This is a genomic window from Roseovarius carneus (assembly GCF_020141465.1).
Taxonomy (GTDB): domain Bacteria; phylum Pseudomonadota; class Alphaproteobacteria; order Rhodobacterales; family Rhodobacteraceae; genus Roseovarius; species Roseovarius carneus.
Genome location: NZ_JAHSPD010000001.1, coordinates 198,595 through 210,804 on the forward strand (window position 1 = coordinate 198,595; position 12,210 = coordinate 210,804).

Sequence of the window (12,210 nt, forward strand, 5' to 3'; positions counted from 1 at the left end):
AGAATCGCCATGACCCGTCCGATTTTAGATCTGATGCCCGGCGATGCACCCTTTCGGGCCGATCCATCCGTGTCCTACACCCTGCCCGCCCGCTTCTATCACGACCCTGATATCTGGGAGCATGAGAAGGCCGCTATTTTCGCGCGCAGCTGGAATTATGCAGGCCATGTCAGCCAGTTGGCCGAGCCGGGCTGCTTCATCACCCTGCGTATTCATGAGCAAAACATCTTCGTTGCGCGCACGCGGCAGGGTGATCTCAAGGCCTTCTACAATGTCTGCCCGCATCGCGGCCACGAGCTTGTCTCGGGCACGGGGCGCAAGAACGTGATCACCTGCCCCTATCACGCATGGGCGTTTGATTTTGACGGCACGCTCAAATCCGCCCGCAACACCGAGACGGTTCAAGACTTTGACAAGGCCGATTTCTCGCTCAAAGAAGTGCGCGTGGAGGTTTTCTGCGGGCTGGTGATGGTCAATCTGGACCCTGATGCCATCCCCTTTGCCGCGCAGATGGGCGATCTGGAAAAAGAAATCCGCACCTTCGTGCCGTCAGTGGACACGCTGCAAATGGCGCAGCGCGACACTTATGAGGTCGAGGCGAACTGGAAGGTGCTCGTGGACAATTTCCTTGAGTGTTACCACTGCCACACCGCCCACAAGGATTTCGTCGATCTGGTGGATATGGACAGCTACCGCACGATCACCAATGGGCTCTACTCCAGCCAACTTGCGGGCAAACCCAAATCGCTCAGCAACCGTGCCTTCGCCTTCACGCCGGGCGAGGTCGATTTCGGCTATGCAGGGTGGTTCGTCTGGCCCAATTTCACCATATGGGCTTACCCCGGCGAGGCGAACCTGTCTGTGCTACAGATGAACCCGACCGCGCCCGAACAGTGCACGGAATTCCAAGACTGGTTCGTCAAGGACGGCGTTGTCACGGATCAGTTGCGCGATGCGATCACCTATCAGATCGACGTGCTGCAACCCGAGGATATCAGCCTGTGCCAATCGGTCCAAAAAGGTCTGAAATCATCGGGATATAACCAAGGCCGCTTCATCGTGGACGCCGGCAAAACCGAGCTGAGCGAACACGCCGTTCACCATTTTCAAAACCTCGTCGCCACATCCCTCGGCGCCAAACTGGACCCGGATACACACACATGATGCACTCAAGCGACGGCAAAACCCGCGATCTGATCACCTCCCGCCCCGGCAATGGCTGGGACCACAACATGCATCGCCATGTCTATCATGACCTGGAGGCGAAGCACGGGCCGCATTACACCGTCTACAACCGCCGCTTCATGTGCGTCTATATGGACGATCTGACCACCGAGGAGGGCTATTGGCTGCTGCGCACCAAGGCTGCCTGTCTGCATACGGGCGAATGGCCGATCGAAATTGCCGGGCCCGATGCGCTGAAGCTGATGGAGCTTTTGTTCGTCAACAACATCTCCAAGGTCAAGCCTGGGCGCTGCGGCTATGGTGTTGCGTGTTTCGATGATGGTGGGCTCTTGGTGGATGGTGTCTTTGTGCGGCTGGCCGAGGACCGGTTCTGGTATGTGCAGGCCGATGGAGATTTCATCAACTGGGCGCGCGCGCATGCCAAGGGGATGGATGTGAAAATCATCGGCACCCCCATTAATGTAAGTCAGATCCAAGGCCCCACCTCGATGGAGATCCTCGCCGCCGCGGCCACGGGGGGCATCCCCGCGCCCTTTGGCTATTTCGGCAGTGCATGGGTGGATTTCGGCGGGCAGGAGGTGCTTATCACACGCACCGGATACACAAATGAGCTGGGCTGGGAATTCTATACCGAGCCGCACCACGACGCACACGCACTCTGGGCCCATCTGGAGGCGGCGGGCGCGCCGCATGGGCTGCGCATGTTCGGGCTCGATTCCATGAACATCCGCCGGATCGAGGCGGGTATCCTCAACGCCAATTCAGATTTCGACGAGACCACGACACCCTTCGCCGTGGGCCTTGACCGGTTCATCGACATGGAAAACGGCGATTTCATCGGCAAGGCGGCCCTTGAACGCGCGGAGAAAGGCCTGCGCCTGCACGGGCTGACCTGCGCCGGCGCGGTGCCACGGGTCAACGGCGCGGTGACGGTGGATGGCGTGCAGGTGGGCCGGATCACCGCTGGCGAACGCTCCCCGTTTTTGCAAACCGGCATCGGCTATGCGCTGATGGACAAACCGGGCGATGGGTCGGGAAGCGTTGTCATGGTCGAATGCACGGATGGCGCGCTCCACGAGGCCGTTTTCTGCGCCACGCCGATGTATGATCCCACCTCGGAGATTGCACGCGGCAAGATCGTAGACATCCCCGAACGGCCCGCCTGAAACGACAAGTTTCGCCGGAGCCCCCCCCCGGCACGGTCTACGTTTCGCGTTATCTTCGTGTATCAGGTGCAATTTCAACCACTTATAGGTGGTACGCAATCCCAACGGTCAGAACGCACAGCTCAGTTTCAGCCTGCCCTGAATCTGACGTGTGTCCGGCCAGAGGCCGCTCGCGCTCACATCCGCATCAATGGCCCAGCGTGCATGCTGCTGCGTTTACGACCCAAACCACAACGCAACACCCGCCCAAACAGGGGCAGGCGAACGCGCATATCAGTGATAGTGTAAATATTGGAGGCGAGTACCGGAATCGAACCGGTGTACACGGATTTGCAATCCGCTGCGTAACCACTCCGCCAACTCGCCTGCCGTGGTTGTGTCGCTGACTTAGAGCAACCGGCGCGCCCGTGCAAGAGGCTCTCGTGGGTGTTCAGGCGAAGCCCGCGGCTCAACCTGTATAGGCCGCATCCCAGCGCTCGATCAGGGCCTGTTGCAAGGCCTTGGCGCGTTTGTTCCAAGCGGATGCTCCCGCGGGGCGGCCTTGGGTATTTTTATTCAGGCCTCGCCGCAAATCGTTATTGGCCGATAAAATAGCAAAAGCCAGCGGGCGCCCGTCTGGCCCTGTCGCATACCCCGAAAGGGTGCTCACGAAAAAGAGTGTGCCCGTCTTGGCCTGCACTGTGACAGGGTGGGCATTGTTGACCTGACCGTCCTTGTGGCGCATCGTAAAAGGTTTCATCAACGGGCCAAGCACATTTTCGGCATAGACCGCCGCCATGGCCTGCGCCAATGCCTGCGGCGTGACGCTGGAGGCCGGACCCAGCCCCGAGTGATCCACCAGACGCGCCCCCCTGAGGCCCAGATTGGCCTGCGCCCATGTGCTCATCTCGCGCCCCGAGGCAGCAAGCGACGCGACACTGCCCTTGCGTGCGGCGGTGGCAGTCATGCCGACAAGCTCGGCGGTGAGGTTGTTGGAATATTTCAGCATGTCGCGCACGATGATGCTGAGGGCCGCACTTTGGTGCGTGACGAGGGCCGTGCCGCGCGGCAAGCGGCTCAGAGGGCTGCCCATCTTCAGGTCGATCCCCTGGCTGCGCGCAAAACCTGCAAAGACCTCGCCCGCATACTCTGCCGGGCGCCGCACCGGAAGCCAGCGTGTGCCGCTATTGCCAAGCGCGCCTTGTGCCACGGTCCACGCGTCATGATCACCGCCATCGGTATAGGTGTAGAGAGGGCTTTGCCGGTTCGCCACGCGCATCCGTGCCACACGCACCTCGGGGCGGTATTTCCCGGAGCGCGCGTCCATCGTGACCGTGTAGCCGCCAGAGCCTCGTTGCCACGCGAAATGCACCCGGTTGAAATTCAGATTCAGCCCCGAAATGGTGGGGTTATAGCCTACGTGATCGGGCTGATCCGCATCGATCACGCGGGTATAGGGCAGCGCATCGCCGAAGACACGAAACGCCCCATCGACCGCACGGATGCCCGCCGCCTTGAGGTCTGCGGCCATACCGGCAAGTGCATCCGTGTCCAGCGTCGGGTCACCGCCACCCGCAAGGATCAGATCACCCTTGATCACACCATTCTCAACAGCCCGCGTCGCGATCAGGCGCGTGCGAAACCTGTATCCCGCCCCCAGTGAGCGGATGCCATAAAGCGCCGTGATCGCCTTTGTGACGCTGGCGGGTGCGAACCCTTGCGCGGGGTTATGGCTCTCCAGCACATTGCCTGTGCGCACATCCACCACGGCATATCCAACCGCGCCACCCAACTGGGCCGCATCTATAAGCGCCTGTGCGTCCGGCGCGCGCGCAGCACGGGACAGACCCCCCGCAGGCCGCGCCTGAGGGCGCAAGGACACTGACGGCGCGCCCGCAACCGCAGGGCCCGCCAAAAGCGCACCAGCTGCTGCGCTCAAAAAATATCGCCGTGAAATCCCCAATGTCATAATCAAAGGTTAACCCCGGTTGCGGGCGTGAGACAATTGGCTTTGTACCCGGTACAGATCACGATTTGATTAACCCTGCGCGGACCATGCGCCATCCGCGCGCAGCCCGGTGGACGACATCGCGACCATTGGCACGTTCACAAAACACCACGCAGGCGCACGCATATGGGCCAGACGCTGGCTCTGCCGATCCGGCAGCCGGTAATCCTTGTAGATCCGCGCCGCCTTGGAGCTGCGCGCCGCAAGCCGCGCACCGGGCCGGGCAAGAACGCCGATGGGAACCGTCTCCATGATCTCCTGCCAATCCTGCCACAGATGGAACTGCGCCAGATTATCCGCCCCCATAAGCCACACAAACCGCGCACCGGGCCGGGCTGCGCACAAAGCACGCAATGTCTCAGCCGTATAGCGCGCGCCGATCTGGGCCTCGAAATCGCTGATCTCGACACGCGGGTGATCCATGATCGCCTGCGCCGCCGCCATGCGCCGCGCTATGGGGGCCGGGCCATGCGCCTTCAGAGGATTGCCGGGGCTCACCAGCCACCAGACCGCACTCAGATCAAACCGCTTGAGCGCCTCGCGCGTGATATGCGCGTGGCCCGAATGGGGCGGATCAAAGGAGCCGCCCAGCAACCCCACCGCGCGGCCCGGGCGACAGGCTGGCAATGACACTCTGTGCATCGGCGCGCTCCTCCTTCAATTTGAACGGATTTTTACCTACAAACCGGGGGCGGGGCCACCTGATATTAAGCGCCGCGAGTCACTGTGCCCGATGAGGCAATGCGAAAGCGTGAGCAGTGGTGTGAGCAACAAGCCAAAATCAAAAGGCAAGGCGGGGCTGCCGCAAGGTGTGTCCGGCGTTTTGACATCCCTGCCCGGGCTGATTCTTGATCATGTGACGGACGGGGTCGTCCTTTTGGATATGCGCGGGCGCGTCCTCTGGATGAACCCCTCAATGGAACGTATGACTGGTTGGCACTTAAGTGAGGTGAAGGGCCAGAACCCCCAGCATTTCATTTTGCCGCCCGAGGCGCGCCCCTCTCCGCATGAACTGGACACGTTTCACTACGACACGCAGAGCAGCCTCTTCAAAAAATACCGCATCAGCCATCATATGCGGCGCGATGGCACGCGTTTCTGGAATCAGCAAAGCCACGCCTTGATCGTGCTGGGGCCAGACCCGTCGCAACAGATGGTCGTCGCCACCTGTCGCGACATCACCGATCAGATCCGCACGCAGGACGCTTTGGAAAAAGTCAGGGTCGAACTTGCGCATGCCGCAGGCCATGACGATCTCACCGGAATGGGCAATCGCAAGAAACTGGCGGATTTTCTGACCTCCGCACATGTCCGAAAGCACCTGACGGCGGGTGAGCTGGGGGTGCTGCAACTCGACCTCGATAAGTTCAAGGAAATCAACGACACGCTCGGCCATGACGCAGGCGACGCGGTGCTGCGCCATGTCGCGGGCGCTCTGGCCGCGCACGAACATCCCGGCGATCTGGGTTGCCGAATGGGCGGCGATGAGTTTCTGCTGATCTGCCTTGGCATTCAGAGCCGCGATGCCCTTTTGGCGCGGGCCGAGTTGATCCTGCACGCGGCCAGTGCGCCGCTACACTGGAAAGAACAGACCGTGCGCGTGGGCGTGTCCATCGGCGCCACACTCAGCACGGTCGGGACCATGAAGGGTCAAACATTGATCAAACAGGCTGATCAGGCGCTCTATAGCTCCAAGAGCCGCGGGCGTGGACGCGTAACCCTCTACAGCGAGCATCTGGGGCGACGCTTTAACGCGCGCAGCCAACTGAATTGCGATCTGCATCACGCGGTCGCGGCAGAGCAATTTGAGGTGCATCTGCAACCTATCATGGACCTCGCGACCGACCGCATCACGGGCTGCGAAGCATTGCTGCGTTGGCGCCACCCTGAGCGCGGTCTGTTATCGCCCGCGATGTTCCTCGCCGCCGCTGAGCAGGCCCAGCTTCAGACCCAGATCGACTACCTGTCGATGAACGCAGCCCTTGATGCGCTCTGCGATCTGCGTGACGCGGGATTTGAGGAGATGAGCATGGCGATCAATGTCTCGTCTTCTATCCTTGCGGATGCCAATTACCCCGGCCTGCTGGACTGGGCCCTCCAATCGCGGGACCTGCCTCGAAACAGCGTCTGCGTCGAAATTCTCGACACAAGCATCATGGCTCAGTCCGAGCTGGACGTGAACGCCGCAGTGGAGCAATTGCACCGGATCGGTGTGCGCGTGGCGCTGGATGATTTTGGCACGGGCTATGCCGGGCTCACGCGTATGTCGGTGCTGCAAGTGGACCAGATCAAATTGGATCGCTGCTTGGTTGGCAGGCTGGAAGGCGACCCGCGCACCCGCGTAATCACCCGTGGCCTTATACGGCTTTGCTCCCTTCTGGGCATGGGCGTGGTGGCCGAAGGGGTCGAGACCCAAGGCCAGCTCGACATCCTGCGGCGCGCCAAGTGCCCCCGCGTGCAGGGCTACGGCATAGCCCGTCCCATGGCCCCTGCGGACATGATCGACTGGCTGCACGCCAACACCCCCCTGCCCCACCTGATGCGCCTTGAGCAGGTGAAACAAGCAGCGCCTATCCCCATTGCGCAGCGCCGCGATAACAGCGTTTGAAATCCGCCCACCGCACCGTTACATCCATGCCCAAGAGAGTGAATTCAAAACGAAGGGCGGGTCCATGGCTGCGAACCAATATGTCTACCACATGCAGGGCGTCTCAAAGACCTATCCTGGCGGCAAGAAATGCTTTGAAAACATCCATCTGAGCTTTCTGCCCGGCGTGAAAATCGGTGTCGTTGGCGTGAACGGGTCAGGTAAATCCACCTTGATGCGCATCATGACCGGCACCGACACCGAATTCACCGGAGAGGCATGGGCCGCCGAAGGGGCCACAGTCGGCTACCTGCCGCAGGAGCCGCATCTGGACGAGTCGCTGAATGTCCGCGAGAACGTGATGCTGGGTGTCGCACCCAAGAAGGCCGTCCTTGATCGGTTCAACGAGCTTGCGATGAACTATTCCGATGAGACCGCCGACGAAATGGCCGCTCTTCAGGATCAGATCGACGCAGAAAATCTCTGGGATCTCGACGCGCAGATTGACGTGTCTATGGAGGCCTTGCGCTGCCCTCCCGATGACGCCGAGGTGGCCAACCTTTCGGGTGGCGAACGCCGCCGTGTTGCCTTGTGCAAACTCCTGCTTGAAGCGCCCGATATGTTGCTTCTTGATGAGCCGACCAACCACCTTGATGCGGAAACCATCGCGTGGCTCCAACAGCACCTGATCGCCTATAAGGGCACCATCCTTTGCGTGACCCACGACCGTTATTTTCTTGACGATATCACCGGCTGGATTCTCGAATTGGACCGTGGCCGCGGCATCCCCTATGAGGGGAATTACTCCGCATGGCTGGAGCAGAAGGCCAAACGCCTGAGCCAGGAAGCCCGCGAGGACAAATCACGCCAGAAAACGCTTGAACGCGAGCTGGAATGGATGCGGCAAGGCGCAAAAGCGCGGCAGGCCAAATCCAAAGCCCGGATCAACGCTTACAACGACATGGCCGGGCAATCCGAGCGCGAGAAGCTTTCGCGCGCGCAGATCGTGATCCCCAACGGCCCGCGCCTTGGCGACAAGGTGATCGAGGTCGAGGGTCTGAAGAAAGCGATGGGGGATAAGCTTCTGATCGAAGATCTCAGCTTTTCCCTGCCCCCCGGCGGCATCGTCGGTGTGATTGGCCCCAACGGCGCAGGTAAATCCACACTCTTCAAAATGCTCACCGGACAGGAGGCGCCGGACGCAGGCACGATCGAGTTTGGCGATACCGTCGACCTCAGCTACGTGGACCAGTCGCGTGATGACCTCAAAGCCGATGAAAACGTGTGGGAGGCGATTGCCGACGGCCAGGACATCATCAAGCTGGGCGACGCCGAAGTGAACGCCCGCGCCTATTGCTCCGCGTTCAACTTCAAAGGCGGGGACCAGCAGAAGAAAGTTTCGCTCCTGTCGGGCGGTGAACGCAACCGTGTCCACATGGCCCGCCTCCTGCGGGCCGGTGGCAACGTGCTGCTGCTCGATGAGCCAACCAACGACCTCGACGTGGAAACCCTGCGCGCGCTAGAGGATGCTCTCGTCGATTTCGCGGGCTGTGCCGTTGTCATTTCCCACGACCGCTTCTTTCTGGACCGCATCTGCACACATATCCTCGCGTTTGAGGGTGACGCTCATGTCGAGTGGTTTGAGGGGAACTTCGAGGATTATGAAGAAGACAAGAAGCGGCGCCTGGGTGCGGACGCACTTGAGCCTAAGCGCTTGAAGCATAAGAAGTTTGCGCGTTAGGACTATCGACTGGCAGGGCGGGGCGGATCAACTGCCCCCGCCTGTCAGCCCACCAGCCACATTCAGATACGACAAAGCATAAAAAAACCCCGGCCGCTTACGCAGCCGGGGTTTTGCGATTCTGCCAATCCAATCGGATCAGAGGCCTGTGCTCACGTCGATCGTGTTGCCCTCTTCGAGGGTCACATAGGCCTTCTTCACATCGGCCCGCGTGCCGGGGCGGCCGCGGAAGCGTTTGTTTTTACCTTTGGTGATGGTCGTATTTACGGCCTTCACTTTCACACCAAAGAGGGCTTCAACAGCCTCCTTGATCTGTGGCTTGTTGCTGCCGATCGCCACCTCGAACACCACAGCGCCATTTTCGGACGCCATTGTGGCCTTCTCGGTGATCACGGGCTTGCGGATCACATCGTAATGCTCATGCTTCGCGCTCATTTCAAACGGGCCTCCAATGCTTCAACACCCGCCTTGGTCAGCACGAGCGTATCGCGCTTGAGGATGTCGTATACGTTTGCGCCCATCGACGGCAGGATATCCAGGCCTTCGATGTTGCGTGCGGCCATTGCGAAATTCTCATCCACGGACGCGCCGTCGATGATCAGCGCGCGTTTCCAGCCCAGTTGCTTGACCATTTTGGCCAATGCACCGGTCTTGCCGTCGGATGCCGCGCTCTCGATCACGACCAACTCGCCTGCCTTGGCTTTCGCCGACAAAGCCAGCTTCAGGCCCAGAACACGAACCTTCTTGGGCAGATCATGGGCATGGCTGCGCACGACGGGGCCTTTGTAAATCCCGCCCCCACGAAAGATCGGAGCCGAGCGCGCGCCGTGGCGTGCGCCACCGGTGCCTTTTTGGCGATAGATCTTCTTCGTGGAATAGCTCACCTCGGACCGGGTCTTGACCTTATGCGTGCCAGCTTGCGCTTTGTTGCGCTGCCAGCGGACAACACGGTGCAGAATATCCGCGCGCGGCTCCAGGTCGAAGATATCTTCGCCCAGATCGACCGAGCCGGCCTTGCTGCCGTCCAGTTTGATCACATCGAGTTTCATTCGTCGCCTTCCTTCTTCTCGGCTTCGATTGTCGCCTCGGCATCCTGCAGAGCGGCGGCCTCAGAGGCGGCTTGCTCTTCTGCGGCGGCCTTTGCTGCTTCTGCCTCTTGTGCGGCGGCTGCGGCTGCGGCCTCCTCAGCGGCTTTAGCGGCGGCTTCTGCATCGGATTTCAGACCGGCGGGCAGAATGGCGTTCTCGGGGAACGGCTTTTTCACCGCATCCTTGATCGTCACCCAACCACCTTTGGAGCCGGGGACAGCGCCCTTGACCATGATCAGACCACGATCCGCATCGGTGCGCACAACCTGAAGGTTTTGCGTGGTGATACGGGCCGCACCCATGTGACCGGCCATTTTCTTGCCCTTGAAGACTTTGCCAGGATCCTGACATTGCCCGGTGGAGCCGTGCGAACGGTGCGAGATCGACACACCGTGGGTCATTTCCAGACCCTTGAAGTTGTGACGCTTCATCGCACCGGCAAAACCTTTACCGATCGAGGTGCCGCAAACGTCAACGAACTGCCCCTCAAAGTAATGGTTTGCGGTGATTTCTTCGCCGACATTGATCATCGCCTCAGGCGTCACGCGGAATTCCGCGATCTTGCGTTTGGGCTCGACCTTGGCGACGGCGAAATGGCCGCGCATCGCCTTCGAGGTCCGCTTGACCTTGGCTGTGCCCGCGCCCAGCTGCACGGCGGAATAGCCATGCGCCTCGGGCGTGCGTTGGGCAACGACCTGCAATTTATCAAGTTGAAGAACGGTCACAGGAATCTGCTTGCCGTCTTCAAGGAAAAGCCGGGTCATACCGACTTTTTTCGCGATTACACCGGAGCGCAACATCAGCAAGCCCTCCTTAAACCGAGATTTGAACGTCAACACCAGCAGCCAGGTCGAGCTTCATAAGCGCGTCCACGGTCTGCGGTGTGGGATCAACGATATCCAGCAGGCGTTTGTGCGTGCGAATTTCCCATTGATCGCGGGATTTCTTGTTCACGTGCGGGCTGCGCAGGACAGTGAATTTTTCGATCTTGTTCGGCAGCGGGATGGGCCCGCGCACGTCGGCACCTGTGCGTTTGGCGGTGTTGACGATTTCCTGCGTGCTCGCATCGAGAACGCGGTAATCGAACGCCTTCAGCCGGATGCGAATATTTTGGCTTTGCATGTTTTAGCCTTTCGCGGCTTGGAGTTGATAGGAGGGAGGCCGGACCACCCGGCCTCCCTCATCGAACCCTTTGGGTAGTGTTACGCCAGGATCTTCGAGACGACGCCCGCACCAACGGTGCGGCCGCCTTCACGAATGGCGAAGCGCAGGCCATCTTCCATCGCGATCGGCGCGATCAGCTCGACTTCGAACTTCAGGTTGTCACCGGGCATGACCATTTCCGTGCCCTCGGGCAGGTTAACGGTGCCGGTCACGTCCGTGGTGCGGAAGTAAAACTGGGGACGGTAGTTGGCGAAGAACGGCGTGTGACGGCCACCCTCATCCTTGGTCAGAATATAAGCTTCTGCCTCGAACTTGGTGTGGGGGTTCACGGACTTGGGCTTACAAAGCACCTGGCCACGCTCAACACCTTCACGGTCGATACCGCGCAGAAGGACGCCGACGTTGTCGCCCGCCTCACCACGATCCAGCAGCTTGCGGAACATTTCCACGCCCGTGCAGGTCGTTTTCTTGGTGTCGCGGATACCCACGATTTCCAGCTCGTCGCCCACGTTGACAACACCGCGCTCGATGCGGCCAGTCACAACAGTACCACGGCCAGAGATCGAGAACACGTCCTCGACGGGCATCAGGAAGGGCTGATCCACGGCGCGCGCTGGCGTCGGGATATACTCGTCCACGGCGGCCATCAGCTTTTTGATGGACTCTTCGCCGATCGCCTCATCGCGGCCTTCCATGGCGGCCAGAGCCGAGCCAGGAATGACAGGAATGTCGTCGCCAGGATACTCGTAGGAGCTCAGAAGCTCACGAATTTCCATCTCGACCAGTTCCAGCAGCTCTTCATCGTCCACTTGGTCAACTTTGTTCATGTAGACGACCATGTAGGGGATACCCACCTGACGACCGAGCAGGATGTGCTCGCGCGTTTGGGGCATCGGGCCGTCGGCGGCGTTCACAACCAGGATCGCGCCGTCCATCTGTGCCGCACCTGTGATCATGTTTTTCACATAGTCAGCGTGGCCGGGGCAATCGACGTGAGCGTAGTGACGCGCTTCGGTCTCATACTCGACGTGAGCGGTCGAAATGGTAATCCCTCGGGCTTTTTCTTCGGGCGCGCCGTCGATCTGGTCATACGCTTTGAAATCACCAAAATACTTGGTGATCGCCGCTGTCAGTGTTGTTTTGCCGTGGTCAACATGGCCAATCGTGCCGATGTTCACGTGCGGTTTGCTGCGGTCAAACTTTTCTTTTCCCATGATCGGGGCTCCTCTATTTTAACTTTGGGCGATGGGGCGTCTGCCCCACCCTACGGTGGTGGGTAGGGCGGGGTTTCC

General features: G+C 60.2%; 11 protein-coding genes and 1 tRNA gene. 4 read left to right on the top strand and 8 right to left on the bottom strand.

The window, feature by feature from the left end; genetic code table 11:
- The first annotated feature begins 9 nt into the window (after positions 1–9).
- Positions 10–1,164, top strand: coding sequence for an aromatic ring-hydroxylating oxygenase subunit alpha (locus KUD11_RS01040; RefSeq protein WP_109387382.1), 1,155 nt, complete (start codon positions 10–12; stop codon positions 1,162–1,164).
- On the top strand, positions 1,161–2,351 hold the full coding sequence (locus KUD11_RS01045; RefSeq protein ID WP_109387380.1) for an aminomethyltransferase family protein: 1,191 nt from the start codon (positions 1,161–1,163) through the stop codon (positions 2,349–2,351). The genes KUD11_RS01040 and KUD11_RS01045 overlap by 4 nt, the downstream gene beginning before the upstream one ends.
- A 292-nt stretch (positions 2,352–2,643) precedes the next feature.
- Here KUD11_RS01045 and KUD11_RS01050 read toward each other — a convergent pair.
- The 3 genes from KUD11_RS01050 to KUD11_RS01060 form a co-directional block, all read right to left on the bottom strand.
- Positions 2,644–2,717 (bottom strand) — tRNA-Cys (locus KUD11_RS01050).
- Positions 2,718–2,799: 82 nt separating this feature from the next.
- Entirely contained in the window at positions 2,800–4,269 is a 1,470-nt protein-coding gene (gene dacB, locus KUD11_RS01055; protein ID WP_318010133.1) for a D-alanyl-D-alanine carboxypeptidase/D-alanyl-D-alanine endopeptidase, read from the bottom strand.
- A 99-nt stretch (positions 4,270–4,368) separates the two neighbouring features.
- On the bottom strand, positions 4,369–4,980 hold the full coding sequence (locus tag KUD11_RS01060; RefSeq protein WP_109387376.1) for a nicotinate-nucleotide adenylyltransferase: 612 nt from the start codon (positions 4,978–4,980) through the stop codon (positions 4,369–4,371).
- Positions 4,981–5,101: 121 nt separating this feature from the next.
- Between KUD11_RS01060 and KUD11_RS01065 the strand changes: the two genes are divergently transcribed.
- Positions 5,102–6,946, top strand: a complete 1,845-nt coding sequence (locus tag KUD11_RS01065; protein WP_181375329.1) for a putative bifunctional diguanylate cyclase/phosphodiesterase — start codon at positions 5,102–5,104, stop codon at positions 6,944–6,946.
- A 64-nt stretch (positions 6,947–7,010) separates the two neighbouring features.
- A complete protein-coding gene (gene ettA, locus KUD11_RS01070; RefSeq protein WP_109387372.1) occupies positions 7,011–8,666 on the top strand; it encodes an energy-dependent translational throttle protein EttA in 1,656 nt (551 codons plus the stop codon).
- A gap of 138 nt (positions 8,667–8,804) precedes the next feature.
- On the opposite strand, the gene KUD11_RS01075 is transcribed toward ettA, so the two are convergent.
- The 5 genes from KUD11_RS01075 to tuf all read right to left on the bottom strand — a co-directional run bounded on the left by KUD11_RS01075 (position 8,805) and on the right by tuf (position 12,132).
- Complete coding sequence (locus KUD11_RS01075; protein WP_109387370.1) at positions 8,805–9,101, bottom strand: 50S ribosomal protein L23; 297 nt, start codon at positions 9,099–9,101, stop codon at positions 8,805–8,807.
- Entirely contained in the window at positions 9,098–9,715 is a 618-nt protein-coding gene (gene rplD, locus KUD11_RS01080) for a 50S ribosomal protein L4 (RefSeq protein ID WP_109387368.1), read from the bottom strand. Before rplD ends, KUD11_RS01075 begins: the two co-directional genes overlap by 4 nt.
- Positions 9,712–10,554 carry a 50S ribosomal protein L3 gene (gene rplC / locus KUD11_RS01085; RefSeq protein WP_109387366.1) on the bottom strand — a complete coding sequence of 281 codons (843 nt, stop codon included), beginning with the start codon at positions 10,552–10,554 and terminating at the stop codon, positions 9,712–9,714. Before rplC ends, rplD begins: the two co-directional genes overlap by 4 nt.
- A gap of 13 nt (positions 10,555–10,567) precedes the next feature.
- Positions 10,568–10,876, bottom strand: a complete 309-nt coding sequence (gene rpsJ, locus KUD11_RS01090) for a 30S ribosomal protein S10 (protein WP_109387364.1) — start codon at positions 10,874–10,876, stop codon at positions 10,568–10,570.
- Positions 10,877–10,956: 80 nt separating this feature from the next.
- Positions 10,957–12,132: an elongation factor Tu gene (tuf, locus tag KUD11_RS01095; RefSeq protein ID WP_109387362.1), complete on the bottom strand. Its 1,176-nt coding sequence runs from the start codon at positions 12,130–12,132 to the stop codon at positions 10,957–10,959.
- Between the last annotated feature and the right edge of the window lie 78 nt (positions 12,133–12,210).